This window comes from Pseudoalteromonas sp. MB41 (assembly GCF_020966275.1).
Taxonomy (GTDB): Bacteria; Pseudomonadota; Gammaproteobacteria; order Enterobacterales; family Alteromonadaceae; genus Pseudoalteromonas; species Pseudoalteromonas lipolytica.
In genome coordinates, this window is record NZ_JAJJZF010000001.1 from 656,839 (window position 1) to 683,750 (window position 26,912).

18 protein-coding genes are annotated in these 26,912 nt (G+C 41.4%); 4 read left to right on the plus strand and 14 right to left on the minus strand.

The window, feature by feature from the left end:
* Positions 1-88: 88 nt before the first annotated feature.
* The 9 genes from LPA49_RS02960 to LPA49_RS03000 form a co-directional block, all read right to left on the minus strand.
* Entirely contained in the window at positions 89-1,915 is a 1,827-nt protein-coding gene (locus tag LPA49_RS02960) for an AAA family ATPase (RefSeq protein ID WP_180311028.1), read from the minus strand.
* Positions 1,912-2,367: an ABC-three component system middle component 2 gene (locus tag LPA49_RS02965; protein WP_180311029.1), complete on the minus strand. Its 456-nt coding sequence runs from the start codon at positions 2,365-2,367 to the stop codon at positions 1,912-1,914. The genes LPA49_RS02960 and LPA49_RS02965 overlap by 4 nt, the downstream gene beginning before the upstream one ends.
* Positions 2,355-3,428, minus strand: a complete 1,074-nt coding sequence (locus tag LPA49_RS02970) for an ABC-three component system protein (RefSeq protein ID WP_180311030.1) — start codon at positions 3,426-3,428, stop codon at positions 2,355-2,357. Before LPA49_RS02970 ends, LPA49_RS02965 begins: the two co-directional genes overlap by 13 nt.
* Before the next feature lie 380 nt (positions 3,429-3,808).
* Entirely contained in the window at positions 3,809-4,117 is a 309-nt protein-coding gene (locus tag LPA49_RS02975) for a hypothetical protein (RefSeq protein WP_180311031.1), read from the minus strand.
* Positions 4,118-4,241: 124 nt separating this feature from the next.
* The gene (locus tag LPA49_RS02980) at positions 4,242-6,434 is read right to left on the minus strand and encodes a hypothetical protein (RefSeq protein ID WP_180311032.1); all 2,193 of its coding nucleotides are present in this window, start codon (positions 6,432-6,434) and stop codon (positions 4,242-4,244) included.
* Between the two features lie 510 nt (positions 6,435-6,944).
* On the minus strand, positions 6,945-9,833 hold the full coding sequence (gene gcvP / locus LPA49_RS02985; protein WP_180311033.1) for an aminomethyl-transferring glycine dehydrogenase: 2,889 nt from the start codon (positions 9,831-9,833) through the stop codon (positions 6,945-6,947).
* Positions 9,834-10,032: 199 nt separating this feature from the next.
* Positions 10,033-10,422 (minus strand): glycine cleavage system protein GcvH, encoded by a 390-nt coding sequence (gene gcvH, locus LPA49_RS02990; protein ID WP_036966655.1) that lies wholly within the window; start codon positions 10,420-10,422, stop codon positions 10,033-10,035.
* A gap of 53 nt (positions 10,423-10,475) precedes the next feature.
* Positions 10,476-11,558: a glycine cleavage system aminomethyltransferase GcvT gene (gene gcvT, locus LPA49_RS02995; RefSeq protein WP_036966652.1), complete on the minus strand. Its 1,083-nt coding sequence runs from the start codon at positions 11,556-11,558 to the stop codon at positions 10,476-10,478.
* Positions 11,559-11,735: 177 nt separating this feature from the next.
* A complete protein-coding gene (locus tag LPA49_RS03000; RefSeq protein ID WP_036966649.1) occupies positions 11,736-12,335 on the minus strand; it encodes a hypothetical protein in 600 nt (199 codons plus the stop codon).
* Positions 12,336-12,459: 124 nt separating this feature from the next.
* Between LPA49_RS03000 and LPA49_RS03005 the strand changes: the two genes are divergently transcribed.
* Both LPA49_RS03005 and LPA49_RS03010 read left to right on the plus strand, forming a co-directional pair.
* Positions 12,460-13,305: a LysR family transcriptional regulator gene (locus LPA49_RS03005; RefSeq protein ID WP_065978637.1), complete on the plus strand. Its 846-nt coding sequence runs from the start codon at positions 12,460-12,462 to the stop codon at positions 13,303-13,305.
* 477 nt (positions 13,306-13,782) lie between these two features.
* Positions 13,783-15,933, plus strand: a complete 2,151-nt coding sequence (locus LPA49_RS03010; protein WP_036966643.1) for a TonB-dependent receptor — start codon at positions 13,783-13,785, stop codon at positions 15,931-15,933.
* Positions 15,934-16,070: 137 nt separating this feature from the next.
* Here LPA49_RS03010 and eno read toward each other — a convergent pair whose 3' ends face one another.
* The 5 genes from eno to rlmD form a co-directional block, all read right to left on the minus strand.
* Positions 16,071-17,369 carry a phosphopyruvate hydratase gene (gene eno / locus LPA49_RS03015; RefSeq protein ID WP_036966640.1) on the minus strand — a complete coding sequence of 433 codons (1,299 nt, stop codon included), beginning with the start codon at positions 17,367-17,369 and terminating at the stop codon, positions 16,071-16,073.
* A gap of 102 nt (positions 17,370-17,471) precedes the next feature.
* Positions 17,472-19,106, minus strand: coding sequence for a CTP synthase (locus tag LPA49_RS03020; protein ID WP_036966637.1), 1,635 nt, complete (start codon positions 19,104-19,106; stop codon positions 17,472-17,474).
* 146 nt (positions 19,107-19,252) lie between these two features.
* The gene (gene mazG / locus LPA49_RS03025) at positions 19,253-20,053 is read right to left on the minus strand and encodes a nucleoside triphosphate pyrophosphohydrolase (RefSeq protein ID WP_036966634.1); all 801 of its coding nucleotides are present in this window, start codon (positions 20,051-20,053) and stop codon (positions 19,253-19,255) included.
* Positions 20,053-22,212 (minus strand): GTP diphosphokinase, encoded by a 2,160-nt coding sequence (gene relA / locus LPA49_RS03030; protein ID WP_036966631.1) that lies wholly within the window; start codon positions 22,210-22,212, stop codon positions 20,053-20,055. Before relA ends, mazG begins: the two co-directional genes overlap by 1 nt.
* 8 nt (positions 22,213-22,220) lie before the next feature.
* On the minus strand, positions 22,221-23,546 hold the full coding sequence (gene rlmD / locus LPA49_RS03035; RefSeq protein ID WP_230235544.1) for a 23S rRNA (uracil(1939)-C(5))-methyltransferase RlmD: 1,326 nt from the start codon (positions 23,544-23,546) through the stop codon (positions 22,221-22,223).
* An 80-nt stretch (positions 23,547-23,626) separates the two neighbouring features.
* On the opposite strand from rlmD, the gene barA reads away from it, so the two are divergent.
* The gene (gene barA / locus LPA49_RS03040) at positions 23,627-26,395 is read left to right on the plus strand and encodes a two-component sensor histidine kinase BarA (protein ID WP_036969088.1); all 2,769 of its coding nucleotides are present in this window, start codon (positions 23,627-23,629) and stop codon (positions 26,393-26,395) included.
* A gap of 36 nt (positions 26,396-26,431) precedes the next feature.
* A complete protein-coding gene (locus tag LPA49_RS03045) occupies positions 26,432-26,908 on the plus strand; it encodes an energy transducer TonB (protein ID WP_075593794.1) in 477 nt (158 codons plus the stop codon).
* Positions 26,909-26,912 lie beyond the last annotated feature (4 nt).

Sequence of the window (26,912 nt, forward strand, 5' to 3'; positions counted from 1 at the left end):
CTAACTTCTTTCATATAAATAATAAATATTTATCTTCTTAAATAAAAATATCTGTAATGGATAAAAAAGAAGGTACCGACCTGTATTGTCATTGTGTAGAAAGAGGAAAAAATCCATACCGACCAATTTCTTTGTTCTTAGAGAAGTGGTAGTAAGTCATTTTTGGTTTCAAATCTTCATCTGGTTCTTGGTTCTCAAACACAATTATTTGCTTATCTTTAAACGAATCACAAAGATCAATGTAGAAAGCAAAAATCATATCTTTTTGTAGTTGAACCTCATCATCATTCTCATCATTGTCACCCGCTCGATAAGTGGTCAAAGGAGAATCCAGAATTACAAAATTTGGATGGCGTTCATACTTAGACAAGTATTCCATTAAGCCTAGTGAAAAAGCTGCATACGAAATTGCTCGGTATCCTTTACCAAAATGGGATCTTGGCTTGCCACTAATTACCAAATCCCTAGCTTTCATATCAAAAGTAACGTCTTCATATCCGGGAAATGACCAACGCTGTAAAATTGCACTAATGTTCTTACACAAAGCTGTTAACTCGGCACTAAAATCAGGAAATACGTATTTTTCAGTTCTGTCTTCAAGCTGGACACGCAGTTCACCTATCTCTTTTAATAAGCTTTCACGAGAATCCACTATGGCTCTTTGTTTCAAAAATTCAATCTTTTTACTATTTAATAGCCGAATAGCTACGTTATAGTCCTTAAACTTTGAAGATATATTCCCTTCTATTATTTCTGATAGCTCTTTAACTACTGCTTCTTTTTGAACTATCTCTTTTGCAAGCATTTGATACTCTTGCTTTAGGTCCTCAATTGAATCAGTTAACCCATTAACTTGAAATTTATTTTTATTAATTTCCGCCTCAGTGCTTTGCACTAATTGCTTTAGCTCTTTTGCATCTTTTTCTTGTTCAAACTCTTGTCCGCAAGTAGGGCAATTCGACATCTCGTATAGCTCAACAAAAGAAGCGGCTTCAGCTCCTGCCTCTAACCTTTCCAAATCTGAGTTATATTTATCAACTAAAAGGCTAAATCTCCCCTGTAAAAGAAGGTTTTCTTTTTCTGATTCACGTAATTTACTTAGATCCCCCCTGAGTTTATTTCTTTCAGAATCAAGTTCACTATTGGCTTCAACCAGTGCGGTTAGTTCGTATTGAGCCTTAGATAACGATTCCTCTAACTCATTCAGTTCTGAGTCTAACTTTTCTGTTGAGGACTTTACTTCTTCATGGTTAGAAAATTTCTTGGCAACATATTCCTCCAGAGCTTTGACACGCGATTCCACAGCTCCTTCAGTATCTTGTTGTTGTTTCAACTCTTTAACTACTGAATCATCTGCACCAGTGAGTAAAGTTTTAAGTAGTGATGTTTCTTGAGTATAGTCTCGCTGGCCTTCACCCAGAGGTGAAGATTCGGTAATTATTCTGCCTTCATCGACCAAAAATAATTTACTAAGTACGCGCAATGTCAAAGAAGAGGTTTTTAAACTCTGTACACCGTTTACTAATACTTTGTCGTTTAAGCCCAATTTTTCGAGTATATGTGCTGATAGATTATTTTTTCCTTTGTGGCTTGGATTTAAAACAATTGTTTCTGACTCTGTGCCATCTGGCTCAAGTTCAATTAGAGTAACTTTGGGTTTGGCAGCCGATATCTCCCTTCGAAGAATAAAGCTTTCATTTTCGTCAACTTGAATTTCTGCTTCAATGGTATTGTAACCTTTAGCTTCGTCAATATCTTTAGGAGGCTCTTCACCACCAAAAATATACTGAAAACACTTGATGACATATGACTTACCAGTATCAGATGCACCAGCAACAACATTTAGTCCTTTATCAAAGCAAAGTTCAGCCTTCGGTTTGCCTTTTCCTATTACGGATATTCTTTTAATAATCATGCCGAACTCGATACTCCTTTTCTTAACTCCATTATTGGTATCTGGATAATCCGATTGTAATGCTCAGACAACCAACTTAATCGTTCCCAAATTTTGATGAAATAACTTGAATTTAAGCAGCTAACAAAGCTATTTGTATTTTCATTCGCACAAAAAGATTTTCCATTTTCATCATAGTGAACATCAATTAGCCCTTTTTTAATAAAAAACAAAAGCGACTTAGGTAACAGCTCTCTCCGTTGTGCAATTTCTGCCAAATGATTTGGGACAGCAGGATGAAGGTTTGATGGCCCATTAAATTCGCTTGAATATAACAGCGCGTAATCTAATAAGACCAATTCATCTATGTCGAATTTCTCACCTTCCATACTCGACAGTATCAGTGCGGCTCTAGTTGCCAATTCAACATCACTATTAAATATCTGAGGGACTTTAAGTTTTACTTGTTCCATTTAAAAGATCCTTTATTCACCAATTGGTGGCAAGCGCCTTTCTTGTCACGAACACTCATGTATAGATTTAATGGATGCGATGAAAATGAAACTTGTGTTACGTGGTTCGAGATAGCCAAATATTTATCCCAGCCATTGTTGTGAACCATCAGAACGAGGCTAGAAATTGCTTCATAACAATCTTCAAGCAAATTTTCGTATGTATTAGGAGGCATTGAGTCTCTGGAAAATTTTTCTAAGCTTTCCGCTGAATAGAAGTTTTTACGCGCACTTTTTAGTTCCGTTAAAAACTCAGGAAAGGCTTCTAAATCATCAATAGAACTCACCTGAGATTCTATAGATTCTATTGCCTTTAGTAACTCTGCAATATATTTCAATTCATTGCTTTGAATATCATTTGGAGGTGTTGAAGGGGCTGGACGATCAAACTCTAATGCTCCAAATCTTCTTATGTAATAAGGAGTATGATTTTTATGTAATTCGATAAGCTTCAACTGTGGGATTTGATCAAATATTGTAAAATCAACATCATGCTCAACAAACTTAAGAAAATCGCCTTCGAGGCTTACACTCTTTTTCTTGGTGATTTTGTCTTTGCACTTTTTATCCCAACCAGAAATGAGTTCTGCTTTCAGCTTACTTGAATCTTTAAGGGCATTAAGACTAATGCCATTTAAGCCACTCTTAGCAACAAAGTAATATTTTGCAGGCATAGAAAAATGCCCTTGATGTGAGTGGTAGCAAAGCTTACCAATTTCTAAAAGAACATCTGTCAAATTCAATGATGAGCTGTAATATTTACACTGAAAATTTTCCCAACTTCCATCTGGAGTGTAAGCAATAACATCACGCCCCATATCACCAGCCCCCCCAACCCGATTGACTCGCAAGTACTGTGTTTTCCAATAAGTTGCTAGCTCGCAGGTAAATTCTTCCCAATCCTCTTCGTCCATATGCTGTAATCGCTTTAATGGCGATATGACTTCACCAGCTAAAGCGGATACTGCCGACAAGGGAGCATTCGCACTTTTTGGGGAGGGGATCTCCGATTCTAGTTCCATCTAAATAAATCTTCCAAACGTAATATTATTGTTTTTGTTGAGAGAGTATCGTATCAAGGAAAAGATTCAACTCTAAACATTTTCTCACTGGCTCTAAACCTAAATATAGCACTAATATACTAGTCGCCAACATACTAACAAAACTAAACACTCATAATATTGAATAATTGAGAAAAACCTTAAGGTGGATATTCACAAACAAAAAAGATGAGCTAATTTTCTCATCTTTTCAAGAGTTATAGTTTGGGAAAATGCAGCCTCAAAATGCTCATTTTCCTTTATCCAATTTTAATTTATAGATTGGGAATCTATTTATTAAAAATGAGTTCTCTATTATTAGCCATAATTAAAGTTTGGGAATCATAAACAAGTGAAATTCTCTATCTATATCTAGGCTTTCTCAAATGCCAACCACTACCTACGGGACACCTATAAGCTTCGAGCTCTCGATTGGAGCGCTCATATAAATCATCAGCAGCTCTTTCTGCTTCAATAGAGATACCGTAAATTCGCTTTTTAATACCATCACCAGAGACACACTTTTTACATGTCGTAATACCTGACTGAGCTATTCGAGCTTGGTCATCATGAACACCTGACCCAAATTTCAACATTTGGTAGTCAGACTCAATATCAGCTTCTATTTGTCTAATGTGTTTTTTAAATAAATTTTCAGAAAAATTAGGCATACGTATACTCCTTGACTGGCCATATTGACCGTAAAGTTTTTACATGGCGGACGACTAGCGTCAAAGTAAGGGCATCAGGCTCTAGTACACCAAGTTTAGTTTTTAGATAAAAGGTAATTAATAGTTATGGGTTGCGCATTAGATTACGCCTAGTTCTTACGGCCTTTTCAGAGTCAGTTTCATAACCTAACTCAGTTCGCTGACACATAAGAAGCCACCATTCAGCAGCATTGATGCTTCTTTTTATATCTTGAATAGTGGGATCTTTCTTAGCATGTCTTCGAACTGCCTTATAACACTCGCTGGCAATAGCTCGCACATCCTCATTGGGATCTGATTTTTTAGTGAAGTTGACTGTTTTATGGACTTTTCCATTCAAGTCTAAACCTAATTCAGTAAGAGCTTTTAAGTAACCTTGCCTCCAAATTGATGATTGCTCTGTTACTTGGCTCGTTTCATATTTATCATCTTTAGCTTTTTCACCTCTACGAAGACGAAGGCGGCTTAGGAAAAATTCAGCTAATTGTTGGGAAAATTGTACATAAAAGTCTTCTTGAAATTGTTTATGCTTAGCTGTTGTAAGATTTCTATGCTCATTTATTTTTTTTGCACACTGATCTGCTGCTAGTTGTTTTAAAGAGTCGTACCATTTACTAAAACCTTTTTGCTCATACGAATAATCAAACTTTGAAAGAGCCTCATCAGAGAATGGTTCGGTCGAAGAGCGCATTAGAAAAAGGCGATGTCGTAAAGCTTTATCTGGTGCAGAACGATCTAAAAAACTAAGTAACCTATCAAGTTTTTGATGATATGCCTCAAAATTTTCTTCATTCTCCTCTTTTACGATTTCACCACGTATTATCCCAATGCTTTTGTCTATATAGGGAACCACCTCTTCTCGTTCTAGCCTTTCAATTCCGGCAAGAGCCCAATTAGGTATTAAAGCTTTAGGAAAATCTTTAGCGTCAATCAAGTCGGTAAAAAGTTCATTCCACCAAGCAGCGCATTCAGGATATAAATCCTCGGCTCGACTACTATCGAAAGGAATATGACAAGATAAAATTCGCAGTTTACTTTGATAGTCTAATTCTTCAAGAGCGACTAAAAATACATTTTTCCATAAGGTGAAATACTTACCATAGCCCCACAAATTAACGCTATCCTTAAATTCACCTCGAAGATTGCTAGGCTTTGATTCAAGCAACCTTCGAAAATCTTCTTTTACAGAAAACTCAATCCAAGCCGATATTTGTAGCGGTTTCAATTTTAAACAAAACTCATGATGAGCATTGTCTTTACACTTATAAAAATCATGAATATTTGAGCTGTTGTGGTTATAGTGCCTTTCGAACTTATGATACGTAAACGAGCTATAGTATGCATCTAGGTCTCTAGCCCACTGTTCATGCATTTCTGATGGAACAATATCTAAATCAGTATTTATAAATTGTAAATTTTGAAGCTCAAGCTTCGTGTTCTCAAGCCATTCATAATTTAAAGCTTGAGTTTCATCACTATCTATAAGCTCAAGAGATATTGAATCACCAAGATTAGAGAAGGACTTATTGTAACAGTATAAAAAGTCAGACCAATTATGATTAAACCTACCAGCTTGAGAGTCGTACGTAATCCATGCCCTTAGAAAATCTAAACCACGGATTATATTAGTTGAAGTGCTAGTTACCTCTTCAGTTTGAGGGCCTTGCACGACGTTTGAAGTAGCTATATAAGTCATAGCTTTATATAAACGCTTGCTATCTAGTAACTGTAATCGATGAGATATTTCATCAAAGAAACTCCAAAGTAGCAAAGCTCTATCTCTATTGTTTAACAAACATAATGAAGTATCATCAAAAAATGCTTTAGTAAGGCAGTAATCCTTTCCATATAACCATGATGAAAACATCATATAGCTACCACATTTATCCATATAGTCATTAAATAACCCAAACAGTGCATTTGGGTAATAAATGTCAGCTACATCCTTTAAAAAGGCAATTATTGCCTTATCATCCAAAGTGGGTAAATAATATCCGTAATAGCTTGAAATACTATTTTCGATAGTTTTTTGTTGAGTCAATAAAATAGAAATGCACTTTGCTGAATCAGATGAATGGGGTTTTGTCTCAGATAAAGCGTCTTCTAAGGCTTCTACACTTCTAAATACATTAATCCATGCATCAGCAAAGTGTTTAATCATTAATGTTCTGAGATTGCCTTGTATATCAAACTCATCTAGAGCTTGTATAAAGCGTTCTTTAGGATCGTTTTTCTCATCGAAGGTGATATTACCAAAAGGCGCATCAATCCTGCACATAGTATTCTCCAAAAATAATGAAGTTAGGTTTCACAAAAGTACCCGGCATTACCGGTTTGCAGCTGAAACCTCCCGTGCAATAGAATGGGAGCGGAGTATAAAGTTAGAGCAAACATGCTCTGTAGCCGACTGCAAAAGTCTTATTTACTATAAATAAACTTCCTTAATAATGTCAATAAAATGTTGCTGTATTTTTAATTGGAAATCTAGGGGCCAGGTCTTGCTCTTTGATTTTACTCTAGCTTATTCGCGTGAAATAAATTTCACGCCTACTGCAGCGGGATTAGCCATAGCGAGTACAGGCACAATCCAACTTATAGTTCTTTTCTTTCAACCTGACTTCTAACCACTGATATTTAATAACTCTTTTTTCGGCGTTAAAACGCCTCCTACAACTCACATATCGAAATTCGTTCCTCGTAACTTTCCCCTCGCAACTCGCTAACTTTCTCCAACAAAAAAGCCGTTACATTGCTGCAACGGCTTTTTGGCATTTGATTTAATCAAACCTTAGTCACGGTATGTCTCAACCGCTGGGCATGAACAAACTAGGTTACGGTCGCCGTATACGTCATCGATACGGGTTACTGTAGGCCAGAATTTGTCTTTTGCTACGCTTGGTACTGGGAATGCTGCGTAGAAACGGTCGTATGCACGGTCCCACTCATTGCCTAGTACGTCTGCTTGTGTATGCGGTGCAAACACTAGCGGGTTGTTTTCAATTGACCATTCGCCAGATGCGATACGGTCGATTTCTGACTTGATTGACACCATGGCTTCGATGAAACGGTCAATTTCAACTTTAGACTCAGACTCAGTTGGCTCAATCATCAGTGTGCCAGCCACTGGGAATGACATAGTTGGTGAATGGAAGCCGTAGTCTTGAAGACGTTTAGCTACGTCCATTTCTGTCACGCCTGTTTGCTCTTTAAGTGGGCGTAGGTCAACAATACACTCGTGCGCAACGCGGTTGTTACGGCCACGGTATAAAATTGGGTAGTGTTCGCTTAGCTTCTCAGATAAGTAGTTAGCGTTCACGATAGCCATTTCTGTTGCTTGTTTTAAGCCTTCAGAGCCCATCATGGCAATGTATGCCCACGAGATTGGTAAAATTGCTGCTGAGCCGTAAGGGGCTGCAGAAACCGCGCCGTTACCAATGTTTGTGCCAGCAACGTTAATTACGCTGTGGTTAGGCATAAATGGCGCTAGGTGAGATTTAACACCGATTGGGCCAACACCTGGACCACCACCACCGTGTGGAATACAGAATGTTTTATGTAGGTTAAGGTGCGATACGTCAGAACCGATTGAACCTGGGCTTGTAACACCTACTTGCGCGTTCATGTTTGCGCCGTCCATGTACACTTGACCGCCGTGCTGATGCACGATGTCACAGATTTCACGAATTGTTTCTTCGTAAACGCCGTGTGTAGATGGGTATGTGATCATAATACACGATAGGTTTTCAGATACCTCTTCGGCTTTCGCTTTAAGGTCTGCCATATCAACGTTACCGTTTTTATCACAGTCAACAACCACGATTTTCATGCTTGCCATTTGTGCAGACGCTGGGTTTGTACCGTGCGCTGAACTTGGGATCAAACATACGTTACGGTGACCTTCACCGCGTGACTCGTGGTATTTACGAATAGCGATTAAGCCTGCGTATTCACCTTGTGCACCTGAGTTAGGTTGCAGTGAAACGGCATCGTAACCTGTGATGTTTACTAACCAATCATGTAATTCAGTCATCATGATTTGGTAACCCGCTGCCTGATCAAGTGGGCAGAATGGGTGTAGGTTTGCAAACTCAGGCCAAGTGATTGGGATCATCTCTGCTGTCGCATTAAGTTTCATGGTACATGAACCTAATGAGATCATTGAGTGGTTAAGCGCTAAATCTTTGTTTTCTAGACGCTTGATATAACGCAACATTTCAGTCTCGCTGTGGTACGAGTTGAAGTTAGGGTGCGTTAGAATTTCGTCATCGCGTACAAGGCTTGCAGGAATTGAGTTGCTGCCGTTTACTTCGATTTCGTTCGCAAGTGCGTCAACGCTTAGGCCGTGGTCGTCACCTAAAATGATGTCGAATAGCTCTGCTACGTCTGCACGCGTTGTTGTTTCTGATACAGAAATTGAGTATTCACCCGCACGGTTTGACGCAAAGTTAACGCCATTTGCTACTGCGCGTGCAACAACTTCGTCTTTGTTGTCTGCAACAACGGTAATGGTGTCGAACCATGTGTCGTGCTTAAGGTTTACGCCTTTCGCTTTTAAGCCAGTCGCTAAAATATCAGCAAAACGGTGAATACGCTGAGCGATTGTTTTAAGGCCTTCTGGACCATGGTAAACCGCGTAGAACGCAGCCATGTTCGCGAGTAATACTTGCGCTGTACAAATGTTTGAGTTGGCTTTTTCACGACGAATGTGTTGTTCACGTGTTTGCATTGCCATACGTAGTGCGTCGTTACCTAAACGGTCTTTAGATACACCGATAATACGACCCGGTAATGAACGCTTGTACTTGTCGCGTGTTGCAAAGAATGCAGCGTGTGGACCACCGTAACCCATAGGTACACCAAAACGCTGTGCTGAACCAAGTACTACGTCTGCGCCAAGTTTACCCGGTGCTTTAAGTAGTAATAAGCTCATGATGTCTGCGGCAACACAGGCAATTGCTTTTTTGCTTTGAACACCAGCGATTAAATCGGTTACGTCTGTAATTTCACCCGTTGTTGATGGGTATTGGAATAACGCACCAAAAATGTCGTGGTCTAGCGCTTCTGCCGCTTTACCTACGATAACGTCAAAACCGAACTGCTCTGCACGTGTCGCAACAACGTCGATTGTTTGTGTGTGTACGTCATCAGCGATGAAGAATGCATTTGATTTTGATTTAGCAACACGCTTTGCAAGGCCCATTGCTTCAGCCGCAGCTGTAGATTCGTCAAGTAACGATGCGCTTGCAAGGTCAAGACCAGTTAGGTCTAGGGTCATAGTCTGGAAGTTTAATAATGATTCTAAACGACCTTGTGCAATCTCTGGTTGGTATGGTGTATACGCCGTGTACCAGCCTGGGTTCTCTAGTACGTTACGTAAAATTACGTGTGGTACGTGAGTTGGGTGGTAGCCTTGACCAATGTAAGATTTGAACACTTTATTTTTGCTTGCTACAGATTTTAAGTAGCTTAGTGTTTCAACTTCAGTGCGGCTTTCACCAATTGATAAACCTTGCTCTAAGCGAATGCTTGCAGGTACCGTTTGACCGATCAGCTCTTCAACACTCGATACTCCAAGAGCGCTCAGCATGTCGCTTACTTGCGCTGGGCTTGGCCCAATGTGACGGCGAATAAAATCTTGCTTCTGCTCTAATTGTTCAAGAGATTTGGCGTTTGACATTTGTCCAGATTCCTATGATCCAAAAAAAAGTGGTTACTGCCAATGGGTAACTGGCAATAACTTAAAAACAGGGTGATTCAATAACTTACAGCGTATGGAAAGGTAAGCTATAAAATCATAAAAGCCCCTATGAAACCCAAGCTACGCATTTAATTAGCTGGGGATCTAGACGGGGCTTTTAGTCGGCGTGACTAATTAATTAGTCTTCGTCGATTGTGTTAGCGTAGCCTTCAGCGTCTAACAGGTTATCAAGCTCTGATGTGTCAGATGCTTTGATACGGAATAACCAACCGTCGATGTATGGGTCGTTATTTACTGTTTCAGGCGAATCTTCAAGATCTTCGTTGATTGCAACGATTTCACCGCTGATTGGTGCGTAGATGTCAGATGCTGCTTTAACAGACTCTGCTACTGCGCAGTCTTCACCCGCATCAACTTCATCACCAACTTCTGGTAATTCTACGAATACCATGTCGCCAAGAAGTTCTTGTGCGTGCTCAGTGATACCTACAGTAAACGTACCGTCACCTTCGTCGCGAACCCACTCGTGTGAAGTAGCATATTTTAATTCGCTTGGGATATTGCTCATTTTTTTGTTCCTTTGGTTTATATTGGGTGATAACACCAAATTTTTTATATTACTTAGATAACTGATTTACCGTTACGTACAAAGCAAGGTTTAACAACCTTAACGTTAACCAGTTTTTTACGCATCTCTACTTGAGCTGTTTCGCCAGTTGAACGCGGAACGCGTGCAAGAGCGACACTGTGACCAAGTGTTGGTGAGAATGTACCAGAGGTAATCACCCCTTCACCACCTTCAACGATGACTTTTAAACCGCTACGCAATACGCCTTTTTCTTCAAGCACTAAACCAACTAGTTTGTCTGTGCTTTTATCAGCGCGTTGCTGTTCTAATACTTCACGACCGATAAACTTACGATCTTCTGGCTCCCACGCAATCGTCCACGCCATGTTAGCAGCAAGTGGTGATACGCTTTCGTCCATATCTAGGCCGTAAAGGTTCATACCTGCTTCTAGACGAAGTGTGTCACGTGCTCCTAGACCCGCTGGCGCTACGCCTGCATCTAGAAGTTGTTGCCACAAATCAGCAGCTTGATCATTAGGTACTACGATCTCATAACCATCTTCGCCAGTATAGCCTGTTGTTGCAATAAATAAATCACCAGCTTGCACACCAAAAAACGGCTTCATACCTTCAACAGCAGCTTGTTGCTCTGCAGTAAGTACAGTGGCCGTTTTAGCACGTGCATTAGGGCCTTGAACGGCAATCATTGCAAATTCAGGACGCTCAGTAACCGTTACGGCGAAATCAGCCGAAACTTTAGCTAAATGCGCTAAATCTTTTTCACGGGTTGCTGAGTTAACAACTAAACGGTAGTCAGTTTCTGAGAAGAAGTAGATGATAAGGTCGTCGATTACGCCGCCTTCTTCGTTAAGCATACCTGTGTAAAGTGCTTTACCCGGTACCGTTAACTTAGCAACGTCGTTTGCTACTAGCTTACGTAAGAACGCTTGTGCTTGTTCGCCTTGCACATCAACAATTGTCATGTGCGATACGTCAAACATACCTGCATCTGTGCGAACCGCATTATGCTCTTCGATTTGTGAGCCGTAGTTGATTGGCATTTCCCAGCCGTGAAAATCAACCATTTTTGCGCCAGCTTCAAGGTGCTTAGCATGTAAAACTGTTTTAGAAGTCATAATATTCCTTCACTTTTAAATTAACCCACTGAGTGGGCGTGGCCTCAATTTAATGAGGGGGAATAACATGGGCGGCGATTATACATTAGTTGCACAGTTGTCACACCCAAATTGCGATTTGTAACTACAAAAAACAGCTAAACACCCAAGTGTGTAGCTGTTTTTAAAATTTATACTTTAAGCAACATCCGCTAAGGTTAAATCAAACCCGAGCTGCTGTAAGTGCGCTTGCCATTTATCAAGCTCTGCTTGGCGCGCTACCAGTTGAAACTGCTGCTGATCTTGGTTATCAATCGCGGTAATAAATACCTCACCGCTTTGTGCACCATAACAGCTGCGCATGTCAGATAAACGCAGGCCTGGTGTTAGCTTAAAGTTATCTACCAAGGCATCAAACGCTTGCTCACCACTTAAGGTTAACGCGCTTAAGTCGTTACGCATAACATAATCAATATCGTAACGCAGTTGTTGCTCGTTTATTAGCGACTGTAGCTGCACGCTGGCGTCTTTGGCGAGTACAAAACGAAAAGCGGTTTCGTTAAAGTAATACAACGCATAAGCGTAGCTGCTTGTTAGGTCATCGTCTAATGAGCTGCGTAAGCCTAAACCGCTGGCGGTTAGCTTATTAATATCAAGACCTAAAATAGTCGTTAAAAATGGGATTGCTTCAGTACCACTAAAATCCATAATGGCAGTATCGCTATTTGCTTGTAGCACGTTGTTTGCTGGCGTATTAGCTTGGCTGTGGCGAGCAAACATTATTGGCGTAAAAGTCATATGTGACACCTATCAATCTTTAATGCTTGAAGTATATTGCCCCGTGCTTGCAACAACAAATTGTAATTATTTATCAATTGATAAATAATACTTATATATGCAGCCCTATAAATAGAATTTTTAAATGAAAAATATTTCTACCGATAGTTTACGCACCCTCGTTGCGGTTGTTGAAGTAGGTGGTTTTGCCAAAGCTGGCGAGTTATTAGGGCTGTCACAACCGGCGGTTAGTCTGCAAATAAAACGGCTTGAAGATATGCTTGGCCACAAGCTATTTAAAAAGCAGGGGCAACGCCAAGTACTCAATCAATACGGTGAGTTATTGCTGCCTTTGGCAAAACAAATGTTGCAACAAAACGATGCCATTTTGCAGCAGTTCACCAGCGAAAACGTAACCGGTAAAGTACGCTTAGGTATTCCCAGCGAATTTGCTGCGCGTATCTTGCCTTCTATTATTGGCGACTTTGTGGCGCTCTACCCTGATGTATCGCTAGAGGTTCGCTCGCGCTTAAGTAAACATTTATTGTCGGTATCGCGCCAAGATCAGTTTGATCTGGTGCTTGCTCTAAACGAAGAACTCGAGTCGGCCAAGTTCCCTATTTTTATGCAAGATCAACTGGTGTGGGTAGGCGATTTAAACCTAGCACAAAACGATGTAGTTACCCTTGTTACCGCTCCCGAGGGGTGTATTTATCGTCGCCGCGCGATTGATGCATTGCAGCACGCAGGGATTAAATACCGTATTGCGTACAGTAATGCCGATTTAACAGGCCTTACTGCGGCATTAAAAGAAGGGTTAGGTATTACCGTTTTAGCAAAAAGCACCGTACCGAATGAGCTAAACTATCAACTACACACCAAGGATCTGCCTGAATTAGGCCAAATAGGGATTAGTTTAATTAAGCGGGCTGACGAACCGGGCAATGCGGTTGATAAACTTGCCGAGTTTATTGCGCTGCGTTTAACGTAAGCGAGTGGCGATTAATTCATTGATTGAATGTTTCGATGGATGAGTATTTCGATGAGTGTTGTTTTATTTCACCTTGAAAGTCTTTTTTCGGCATTAAAACGCCTTCTATGTTTCGTATTAAGCCGTTTCTCGCAAAATAAATTGCACGCCGACACCTAATCCCCCCCCTGCAATACCCTACTTGTGTGCACGGTTTTCGCCGTGCAGGTTTAAACTTATAACCTGCAAGTGGTTAGCGTGTTATGCAGCAACACATATTACCTTTGCATCATACTCACCCAATTAGCACATCGTTAAGTATTACTTAACGAGGTATCGCACACAAATAATACTACAATACTACTGTATTTATTATTTTCATTTTAATTCATGAACTTATGCTTTATATCAATTTTATTACAAATAGGATTGATTCGCATTACTTTACATGTTTAAATTGCGCCGGTTAAAAAAATCTAAACATACACAGGACGCACAATGAAACCTACGTTTATTGTTTCAACTCTTTCTACTGCCATAGCGTTATCACTTAGCGCTAATGCTTTTGCTAAAGATGTAACTAAAGAAGAAAAGAACTTCGAGCAAATTACTGTCATTGGCTCTGCATCTGCTATTAACGATATTCCGGGTTCTGCTACTTTCATCAGCGAGCAAGATCTTGAAAAGTTTGAATACACCGACATCTCACGTGTTTTAAGTGCGGTACCCGGTGTATACGTTCAAGAAGAAGATGGCTATGGTCTTCGCCCTAACATTGGTATGCGTGGTACAGGTACTGGCCGTAACGATAAAATCTCTGTAATGGAAGACGGCGTTCTTGTTGCTCCTGCTCCTTACTCTGCACCATCGGCTTACTACTTCCCTACTATGGGCCGCATGGAGTCTATCGAAGTACTTAAAGGTGCTGCATCGGTTAAATATGGTCCACGTACAACGGGCGGTGTTTTAAACTTAGTATCACGCAGCTTACCGACCGAAGGTTCTAAAGGTTTATTAAACGCTGAACTAGGTAGCGATGGTTTTTACAAAGGCCACGCATACTTCGGTAAAAAGAAAAACAATGCAGCAGGCTTAGTTGAAGTATTCACTTACGGCGCAGATGGCTTTAAAGAATTACCGGTTGGTAGCGATAACTCTGGTTTTGAAAAGAACGACTTCTTATTAAAGTTTGGTTTTGATTTTGGTGATAACGAAGCTCACAGCCTTGAAATGAAAGTTAAATACTCAGACGAGCGCTCTGATGAAACTTACATGGGCTTAACCGATGCAGACTACCAAGAAAACCCATATCGTCGTTATGCAGCCTCGCAAAATGATGAAATGAACACACAACACAATGCATACCAAGTTAACTATGCATATCGCTTTGGTAAAGGTTACGAGTTACTTGCAACTGCTTACTTAAATGACTTCCACCGTAACTGGTATAAAGCGAGCAAAGTAAGCTCAAGCTACCTTGAACAGTACAGCGAATTTGAAGCAAACCCAACCAGCGAAGGTATCGAAGGGGTTGCTGTTAAAGCAAATAACCGTGACTACCAAGCGAAAGGTTTACAAACAGAGTTCCATATTCCTGCGGGTAACCACTACATTACAGTGGGTGCGCGTTACCACGAAGACGAAATGGATCGCTTCCAATGGCAAGACAAATACACGCTTAATCAAGACCTTTCAATGACGCTAACTGAAAAAGGCGTACCAGGTTCAGATAGCAACCGTGTAGATAGCGCTGAAGCTACAACGCTATTCATTCAAGATGAGTGGTCATTAGACGCATTAGTAATTAGCGCGGGTCTGCGTTATGAAGATATCACGATTAAACGTGAAGAATGGGCAAAATCAGATCCAACACGTGCAAACGGTTTAACTAAAAATATCAGCAACGACACTGAAATTTTAGTGCCGTCACTGGGCGCAACATACACTGTTAGCGATAGCTTAACGCTACTTGCTGGTATTCAAAAAGGGTATGCGCCAGCAGCACCAGGTAATGCTGATCAAGAAGAAGAAGAGAGTGTTAACATTGAGCTTGGAGGTCGTTACGACTATGCAGGCTTTAATGGTGAAGTGATTTACTTTAACTCTGACTACACGAACATGCACGGTAACTGTACTGCTGCTGTAGGCTGTAACGACAATAACATTGGCGACCAGTACAACTACGGTGAAGTGTCGGTATCTGGTTTTGAAGTGAGCGCCGGTAAAGTGTTTGCAACAGATACAGCCTCATTCCCTGTGCGTTTAACGTATACTTACACAAACTCTGAGTTTGAAAATGACTTTGAATCAGATCTTTGGGGCAGCGTTAAAAGTGGTGATGCTATGCCATATGTGCCAGAAAACCAGCTAGCGCTTTCGTTTGGTGCCGAGTTCTCAAGCTTTGTGTTTGATACGCAAATGCGTTATGTGTCTGATGCACACGCTGACTTATCAACTTCAGGTCGTAACGCAATTGACAGCCGTGTAGTGTGGGATTTAGCCGCTAAATACCTTATCGACGACAAACAAAAAGTATACCTAACGGTCGACAACCTGTTTGACAAGACCTACGTTGCAAACCGTGCAAACGGAGGTATTCAACCTGGTAAGCCACGTACCCTTCAAGTAGGTTACAGCTACTCTTTTTAATACCCAAGCGTATTAATAAGAAAGCCGCGTGATGAAAGTCACGCGGCTTTTTATTTTGCTTTTTTCAAGCATAACTTTTCACACATAAAAAAACCTCCCGCAGGAGGTTTTATCAGTCTAAATAAACGGTGTGTTTATTATTGACCTTTCACTTCTTTAAGACCATTGAAAGGTGCTTTTTCACCTAACGCTTCTTCAATACGAAGAAGTTGGTTGTATTTAGCAACACGGTCAGAACGGCTTAATGAACCTGTTTTAATTTGACCAGCCGCTGTACCAACAGCAAGATCTGCAATTGTTGCATCTTCTGTTTCACCTGAACGGTGAGAGATAACAGCAGTGAAACCAGCATCTTTTGCCATTTTAATCGCAGCAAGCGTTTCAGTTAATGAACCGATTTGGTTGAACTTGATTAGGATTGAGTTAGCAATACCGTTATCAATACCACGCTTTAAGATTTTCGTGTTTGTTACGAAAAGGTCGTCACCTACTAATTGAACTTTATCGCCAATTAGTTTTGTTTGGTGTGCGAAACCGTCCCAATCAGACTCATCTAGGCCGTCTTCAATTGAAACAATTGGGTACTGCTCTGTTAGGTCTTTAAGGAAATAGTTAAATTCTTCTGACGTGAATTTTTTACCTTCGCCTTTCAGGTCGTAGATGTTTGCTTCTTTGTCGTAGAACTCAGATGCAGCACAGTCTAGCGCTAAAGTAATGTCTTTACCTAGCTCGTAACCTGCATTTGCAACAGCCACTTTAATTGCAGCAAGTGCCGCTTCATTTGATTCAAGGTTTGGTGCAAAACCACCTTCGTCACCTACTGATGTAGAGTGACCGTCTGCTTTAAGTACTTTTGCAAGACTGTGGAATACTTCTGCGCCCATGCGCAGTGCTTCACGGAAGTTTGCAGCGCCAACTGGCTGGATCATGAACTCTTGGATATCAACAGAGTTATCTGCGTGCTCACCACCGTTGATGATGTTCATCATTGGTAATGGCATAGAGTAAACGCCCGGCGTACCATTTAAGTCAGCGATGTGCTCATAAAGCTCAACACCTTTAGAGTTTGCAGCTGCTTTAGCTGTTGCTAAAGATACCGCTAAGATTGCGTTAGCACCTAATTTTTCTTTATTTTCAGTGCCGTCTAAATCTAGCATTACTTGGTCAACAGCTTGTTGATCAAGTGCGCTTTGGCCTTTAAGAGCCGCTGCGATTTCGTTATTGATATAACCTACCGCTTTTAAAACACCTTTACCTAAGTAACGTGCTTTATCACCATCACGTAATTCAAGCGCTTCGCGAGTACCTGTTGATGCACCAGAAGGTGCTGCAGCACGGCCCCATGAACCATCAGCTAAATGTACATCAGCTTCAACAGTTGGGTTACCACGCGAGTCCATGATTTCGCGACCAATCACTTTTACGATTTCTGACATCTTGATTCCTCTTTTCCCGAAAATGGTGAGTTTATGCCAACTTTGTTAATTCGTTGGCTTTTTAAAACAAATAAGCCGTGCATATAGCACGGCCTATTTAAATTACGATGACGCTTTTTGGTGAGTGTGTGCAGCTGCAACAAACCCTTCAAATAACGGATGACCATCACGTGGTGTTGACGTGAATTCCGGGTGGAATTGCGCGGCAATAAACCAAGGGTGATCTTTATTTTCGATAATTTCGACTAGTTTCTTATCTTCAGATAAACCAGTGAAACTTAAACCTGCTTTTTCAAGCTGTTCTACGTAGTGGTTATTTACTTCGTAGCGATGACGGTGACGTTCAACAATTTCGTCACTACCGTATACTTCACTTACTTTAGAGCCTGGCGTTAAGTGACATTTTTGTGCGCCTAAACGCATTGTGCCACCAAGGTCAGACTGCTCATCACGTACTTCAACGTTACCGTCGGCATCTTGCCACTCGGTGATTAAGCCAACCACTGGGTGTGCTGATTTTGCATTGAATTCCGTTGAGTTTGCATCTGCAAGGCCTGCAACGTTACGCGCATACTCAATAAGTGCCACTTGCATACCTAAACAAATGCCTAGGTAAGGTACTTTGTTTTCACGTGCGTATTTAGCCGCTAAAATCTTACCTTCAACACCACGACCACCAAAACCACCTGGTACTAAAATAGCGTCAAGGTGAGAAAGCATCTCAGTGCCTTTGCTTTCTAAGTCTTGTGAATCAACGTATTCGATGTTCACTGTTAAACGGTTTTTAAGACCCGCATGCTTTAATGCTTCGTTTACTGACTTGTAAGCGTCTGGTAGTTCAATGTACTTACCTACCATACCAATTGTCACTTCACCCGTTGGGTTAGACTCTTGATATAATACTTGCTCCCACTCAGATAAATCTGCTTCTGGGCACTCAAGGTAAAAACGACGACACACAAAGTTATCAAGTTCTTGTGACTTAAGTAACGCAGGGATCTTGTAGATGCTTTCTACGTCTGGTAATGAAATAACGGCTTTTTCTTCCACGTTAGTGAAAAGTGCGATTTTCGCGCGCTCGTTATTAGGTAATTTACGATCAGAACGACAAATTAAGATATCTGGTTGGATACCAATCGAACGTAATTCTTTTACTGAATGTTGTGTTGGTTTCGTTTTAACTTCACCTGCAGGGCCTAAGAATGGCACTAGCGTTAGGTGAATAAACAATGCGCGCTCACGGCCGATTTCTGTGCCAAGCTGACGAATTGCTTCTAAGAACGGTTGTGACTCAATGTCACCCACTGTACCACCAATTTCAACGATGGCTACATCGCGACCTTCGGCACCGTCGTATACACGTTGCTTAATGTCGTTTGTGATATGTGGAATAACCTGAATTGTTGCACCAAGGTATTCACCGCGACGCTCACGTCGTAAAACATCTTCATAAACACGGCCTTGTGTGAAGTTGTTGCGGCTACTCATCTTAGTACGGATGAAACGCTCATAGTGACCTAAATCAAGGTCAGTTTCTGCACCGTCTTCAGTAACATATACTTCACCGTGCTGAATTGGGCTCATAGTGCCTGGGTCAACGTTGATGTAAGGATCCAGCTTTAAAATAGTCACGTTTAAACCACGTGCTTCTAAAATTGCGGCTAACGACGCTGCTGCAATACCTTTACCCAACGAAGAAACAACCCCGCCAGTAACGAAGATAAATTTTGTACTCATGCGAACCCTAGAATATCAGGAATTAAAAGGAATAATATAGAATCAAGACGGGGCGATATTATAGCAAAGGCACTGCTATCAATCCAGATAAAATTAGCAAATAAGTGCACAAAAAACGAGCGCGGCATTCCTGTCCCTATGCTGTGTCATTGTGGGTGCTTTTTAATGGCTTCCCACGCGCTGTCCATCTCTTCTAAACTGGCGGTCTCTAAACATTGCCCGCGCTCACTTAAATAAGCGGCCACTTTTTCAAAGCGTGCCATAAACTTAGCGTTAGCACTGCGTAATAATTGCTCAGGGTCGCGCTTAATATGACGGGCCACATTGACCGTTGCAAATAACAAATCGCCCAGCTCTTCTGCGCTGTGTTCTGAGTACGGATCATGCGCAAGCGCTTCTTTCACTTCCCCGACTTCTTCGGCCACTTTATCAAGTGCCCCCTGATAGCTTGGCCAATCGAAGCCAAGACTTGCCACCCGCTGCTGAATCTTTTTCGCCTTAGTAAGCCCTGGCATCGCATCGGGAATGTCTTGCCATAAACTCAGTTGCTGTGTGGGTGCTTTTTGCGCCCGCTCTTGTGCTTTTATTGCTTGCCACTGCTGTGATAATTCAGCCTCTGTGAGTGTTGTTTTTTCAGCGAACACATGAGGGTGCCTGCGCACTAGTTTTTCGTTTAATGTGCTGACAACGTCATTAAAATCAAATAGCCCCTGCTCTTTTGCAAGCTGCGCGTAAAACACAACCTGAAAGAGTAAGTCACCCAGTTCACTTTTAAGCTCACTCAACTCGCCCTTTTCAATGCAGTCAGCAACTTCGTAAGCCTCTTCAATGGTATGAGGCACTATCGATTTAAAATTTTGTTTTAAATCCCACGGGCACCCAGTATCTGGGTCCCGTAGTTTTTCCATGATCGCTAATGAGTCATCAATACTGTGTTTATCTGTCATTACGCATGCCCACGTTTTGCTTCATGGACCCCTTCAATTTGGTGAAGTTTAGACAACAAGCGGTTTGTGCTTGATAAGTCGTGAACTTCTACCTGCATTGAGAAAAGTGCTAATTGCTTGTCTTCGACTGTGTTGACGTTCATGTTCAGCACATTTACTTTTTCATTGGCAAGTACAGAGCTAATATCACGAATAAGCCCTGATCTATCGGTTGCCTCTACTTTAATGGTTAGCGTGTAAGAGCCATTTACATCGTCTGACCAACTTACTGAGATCACACGCTCTGGGTGCTTTTCTCGCAGTTTTTCAAATGAATCACAGTCTTCACGGTGAACGGCAATCCCCCGCCCTTGCGTGATATACCCAATAATTTCATCGCCGGGAACAGGGCGACAACATTTAGCCACGTGGCTCAATAAACTGCCGACGCCATCAACTACAATGCCATTTTTATCACCGTTGACACTTTTTGGTTTTTTAAACCTGATTTGTGGCTCGTCGTCATCACGGTCGCTAATAAAGTTAAGCAACTGATTAAGACGCACATCACCTGCGCCAACAGCAACCATTAAATCTTCAAGACCCCGCAAGTTAAAGCGCTCTATCGCGGGGGTAAGATCTTTGGTTGTAAGATCGAGCTTGTGTAGTTCTGTTTCTAGAATTTCTTTACCGGCACTTAAGTTTTTATCGCGGTCGAGCTGCTTAAACCAATGATGAATTTTCGAACGTGCTCGCGACGATTTAATATAGCCTAACGACGGATTTAACCAATCTCGGCTCGGGTTCGCTTGCTTTTGCGTTAAAATCTCAACCTGATCGCCCGTACTTAGTTGGTACGTAAAAGGCACAATTTTGCCAAATACTTTTGCGCCAATACACCGGTGCCCTACATTAGAGTGGATGTAGTAGGCAAAATCGAGCGGCGTCGCACCGAGTGGTAAATCAAAAATATCGCCTTTCGGGGTAAACACGTAAACACGGTCTTCCACCACCTGATTTTTAAGCTCTTCGGCTAAGTCGCTGCCATCAACAACTTCTTCTTGCCATTGCAGTAACTTACGCAACCAGCTAATTTTTTGCTCATAACCTGAGCCACGCCCCGGTAATGCGCCTTCTTTGTACATCCAGTGAGCCGCGACACCGAGCTCGGCATCTTGGTGCATCTCGCTGGTACGAATTTGAATTTCGACGGTTTTACCTTCAGGACCAAACACCACGGTATGAATCGATTGATAACCATTTTGTTTTGGCGTTGCAATGTAGTCATCAAACTCTTTATTTAAATGACGCCAGTTTGTGTGAACAATCCCCAAGGCCGCGTAGCAATCTTGCAAACGCTCAACCACAATACGCATGGCACGAATATCAAATAATTGATCGAACTCGTAGTTCTTCTGCGCCATTTTTTTATAAATGCTGAAAATATGTTTCGGGCGACCATACACCTCGCCAGCAATGCCCGCTTCTTGGAGGCGTGCTTTAACCAGTGCCACCATATTTTCCATGTAGGCTTCGCGGGCAAGCCGTTTATCGTCTAATTGCTTGGCAATATTTTTGTAGGTGTCTGGGTGCAAATAACGAAAAGATAAGTCTTCTAGCTCCCACTTAAGCTGACCTATCCCTAAACGATTGGCGAGTGGCGCAAAAATATCGCGCGTTTCTTTTGCTGCTATTACGCGCTCTTCTTCACTGCCATTTTTCACTTCGCGTAGGTAACACACTTGTTCAGCCAGTTTAATAACCACCGCACGCACATCTTCAACCATTGCCAAAAGCATACGGCGAATATTATCAATTTGAACGGTGCCTTTACCTTGATGTGCTAAGGTGCTGATGGTTGCCATTTGGCTCACACCAGTAAGCAGCAAGGCAACGTGGTTACCAAGCTTATCTGTTACTGTGTCGATAGAAATTTTTTCAGCTAAAAAATACGGCGTTAAAAAGGCGGTTGCCAATGAATCAGCATCTAAATTTAGCTCAGCTAAAATCTCCACCATTTCAATGGCCATATTCTGGCGTTTAACATCATCGCAATGCAGGCACAATTGATGCGCCTGTTCTAATAAGGTAGATTTATCTTCTGTTAGCGCTAACAGCTCTATACGGCTGGTAAAATCACTCGGCTTAGTAAGCTGATGTGACTGTCTAGTGGCTACCATAGTGCGCTTTACCTCCTGTGAAATAACGCCATCGTTTCAATATGCCCTGTATGCGGGAACATATTCATAAGCCCAATTTTTTCAATGCTGAAGCCTGCTTGTAAAATAATTGCACTGTCACGGGCTAAAGTAACAGGATCACAAGAGACATATAAAATCGTTTTAAACTGAGTAAGTGGTAACTGCTCTAAAATAGCCATAGCGCCAGTTCGTGACGGGTCAAGCACCAATACATCAATGTCTTTGCTGAACCTCGCAGCTGATTGCATTGATTGAGTTAAATCAAAGCAATAAAAATCGGTATTCGATAATGAGTTAGTTTGCGCATTTTGTTTCGCTAATGCAACCGCAGAATCCACTCCTTCGACACCAATAACGTGTTTTGCATACTTTGCAATCAATAATGAAAAATTACCAATACCACAAAATAAATCCAATACCTGTTCATGACCCTGTAAATCAAGCCACTCTTTTGCTTGATGTAACATGGCTTGATTAACATGCGGATTTACTTGCACAAAGTTCTCTAAGCCAAACTCAAAGGTTAAGTCGTACTCTGGTATAGTGTAGTACGGCATTGGATGATGAGTGTGATCAATCTCACCGCTGTGTGATTGCCATACTAGGCACCATTGATACTCATCACAGGCTTTCTCAACAACCGTTTTAAGCGTATTGCTAATTGGTTTTGTATGGCGAATGACAACATAAGCGGCATTGTCTGCCTCGCACAGTTGTAAGTGACTAATACAGGTTAGCCCTGCGTGGTTATTTATCAGTTCATCAAAGACCGTAAATAACGCGCTAAATTTAGTTGAAAGCACATCACAACGCTCAATACTCACGAGCTGCTTTGACCCTTGAGCACGATAACCAACGCGCATTTTTTTCGCGGCTTTATCATGCATTACGGCAACACGTGCCGACCGTCTGTAATGACGCGCTTCACTAACAAGCGGCGCTTGCCAATTTAAATTCTCTGCTTTGGCAAATTTACTGAATAGCTGGCTCACAGCTGCTTGCTTTTCAACTAATTGCTGCGATGCATCGAGGTGTTGTAACTGACAACCACCACATACTTGATAATGCTGACAAAAAGGCGTTACTCGATGCGCTGACGCGCGCAATACTTTTTTGCAATCAGCACTGGCAAAACGTGCCTTATCGTCAATGAGCTGTGCTTTAACTTCCTCGCCGGGCAGCGCACCGTTCACAAAGCACACTTTACTGCCTTGCTTTGCAACACCTCGTCCTTGGTGATCCATGGCCGAAACGGTGAGTGTGAGCATTTTTTGTGAGACGGATTTCTTTTTAGCTTTGAAAATCTGTGCCATCGGGCAACACCTTAATTATTGATAAAGCGGGAGTAAGTATATACTCTTAAACTACGATAATAATGATAACAACATCTTTTATGACTAAATTTGGCTTACGTGACTCAGTCTTAACCCTCACACTTATACCGACTGTGATCATAGGCTTGTTGCTGGGCGGTTATTTTACAATAAATCGTTACATTGAGCTCGATGAAATTTTGTATCAACAAGGCGAGACCATCATTGAGCCGCTTGCTATTGCTGTAGAGCAACCTTTACTTAAACGAAATAAAGCGCTGTTAACTCGTTTAGTTAGTCATACTCACAACAAACACTCGCCTGCTATTCAATCTATTGCTATTTTTGATGAAAATAACGAGCTGGTTATTTTCAGTAAATACCAAAGTGAATTTAGAGAGCTGATGAACACGAACAAACCGATATTAGACGGTGTTCATATGCAAAGCTCAGAACATTATTTAACCTTTTCAACGGCTATTATTAATCATAGCCGCCAAGACATGATATGGAATCACCATAGTTATCAGGCTTCTTTAGGCACTGTGGTGATCATGCTCAATAAGCAGCAAGCCATCATTGGTCAACAACGTGCGTTATTAGTGAGTGGTGTAGTTATTTTACTGGCGCTTGTTTTAGCAACCGTGCTGGCGTTTAGATTATCGCGTATGTTTATTCAACCTCTTAATAAGTTAGTACTTGCTACAGATAAACTTAATGAGGGTAAAGTCGATACAGGCCTTGATCAAAAAATGTTTGGCGAATTTGAGCTCCTTCGTGAAGGACTTAATACGATTTCAGACACCATGGTGATGCAACGCGATGAAATGCAAAAGCACATTGACCAAGCCACTGCAGATTACCGAGAAACACTCGAACAGTACGAAACACAAAATATTCAGCTGAGTATTGCAAAAAAAGATGCTCAAGATGCCAACCGTGTTAAATCAGATTTCTTAGCGAAAATGAGTCACGAATTACGTACTCCTTTAAATGGGGTTATTGGCTTTACGCGTCAGCTATATAAAACGCCTCTGAATAAACACCAAAAGGATTACCTCGATACGATTGAGTTGTCTGCTAACAGCTTAATGACCATTATCAGCGATATTTTAGATTTCTCGAAATTAGAAGCCGGTGCGATGGAACTCGAATCGATGCAGTTTCAACTGCGCGATACCATCAATGAAGTATTAACATTGCTTGCTCCTAGCGCCCACGAAAAACAACTCGAGCTATCTATATTTATTCACCCGCAAGTGCCCGATAACTTAACTGGCGACCCGACTCGCTTTAAGCAAATTTTAATTAACTTACTCAGTAATGCGATAAAGTTCACCGAAAAAGGGTCTATTAAAGTCGATGTCGGTTATCGTTTGCTTGATGAAGAGCGAGCCTCTATTTTGGTGTCGGTAACCGATACCGGTGTGGGTATTCCTATGGATAAGCAAGATGCTTTATTCACACCATTTGGCCAAGCCGATTCAAGTATTACCCGCAAATTTGGCGGCACAGGCTTAGGGTTAATTATTACCAAGCATATTGTTGAAGCCATGAACGGCCGCATTACCTTAAACTCAGCCCCCGGTAATGGCACCTGCTTTACGTTTAATGCGGTGTTTAGAACGCCGTCTAATTCAATCACTAGTGACTTACCAACTCAATCACTGATTAATAAACGCATTCTATACTTAGAACCGCACGAACATACGCACCAAGCAACCTTGTCATTGTTGAATGAGTGGCAAACACAAGTTACCGCCTGTACCGATGAAGAAAGTTTCTTAAACGAGATAAACAAAGACTTTAGTTACGATATTTGTATTATCGGTCACACCGCAACAATCGATGATATGCAGCAGCTTAAAGGCTACGTTAAAGCGGTAAGACCTGTCACTGACTATTTATACATTATGCTCAATACGGTGTCGCATAATATGCGTGAAGCCTTTGTGGGTAGTGGTGCTGATGCCTGTTTAAGTAAACCACTTAATCATCGTAAATTATGTGAAGTATTAGCAGCCCCGTATCGCCTTGACCATCCGGTACACAATATTGAGCAAGGCGATGAAAAACTACTGCCATTAAAAGTGCTGGTTGTTGATGATAATGACGCAAATCTAAAACTTATTTGTACACTATTAGATGAACAAATTGAGCTCATTGATACCGCCCATAATGGTTCACAAGCCTATAGCTTAAGTAAAAGCCATAAATACGACTTAATATTTATGGATATTCAAATGCCTATTATGGATGGCATTACAGCGTGTAAGCTTATTCGTGAGTCATCACTTAATGAAGACACCCCAATTATTGCGGTAACAGCGCATGCGTTGGCTGGTGAAAAAGAGCAGCTGCTAAAAGATGGCTTTAAAGGTTATTTAACCAAACCGATTGACGAAGATATGCTAAAGCAGATCATTAGTGATCATAGCCCACAATCCCCTATTAACCGAGAGCGAAGCAAAACAGTTGCCGTTCAATCTGAACCTCCATTTGAGAGCACACGCCTAGATTGGCAGCTTGCGCTACAGCGCGCAGGCGGCAAAGAAGAACTCGCTCTTGAAATGCTCAATATGCTGTTACTCAGCGTGCCTGAGACCTTGCGTCTACTCAATGAAGCAATAGAAAATGAAGATTGCGAGCATGTACTTAGCATCGTGCATAAGTTCCATGGCGCATGTTGTTACACCGGCGTACCAAAGCTAAAATCGCTTGCCGAAACCCTTGAAACGTCACTAAAAGGCGATTGTGATTTAAATTATATTGAACCTGAATTATTTGAGCTTATTGACGAGCTGAATAATTTGTTAAGTGATGCAGGCATGGTAGAGCAGCAACGATAAAAGCCGCTCAATAAAACGATATAAAGGAATATATAAATGAAAAGTTATTTAATTTTAGCGGGCAGTTTACTTGCCTTTGGCTGTGCTTCAACTGCAGATAAACCGATGACACTAGAGTATGCGGATTTATCAGTTAGCTATGATGAATTGAAAACACCAAAATGGCAGCAACTTGAGCGCTTTCCTGCCAGATACCCAAAAAAAGCAGTTATCCAAGCAACAGAAGGGTGCGCGACCATTGAGTATGTTATTACGCCACACAATGAGATTAAAGATATTCAGGTAGTTGCCTCTACTCACCCTGTATTTGCCGATGCAGCAAAAGAAGTAATCACGCATTGGCACTGGAATGAGCTGCCGCAAAATATTACTGATAAAGCGGTGAAAACCCAAACTCGTTTTGATTTTTGTTTTGACACACCCGAGCAATCTTGTAGAACACTAAAACCTAATTATTCATGCCCTAGTCGCGATATTATTTATTCTACGGGTACACGAATTGTGAAGTATTAAAGGG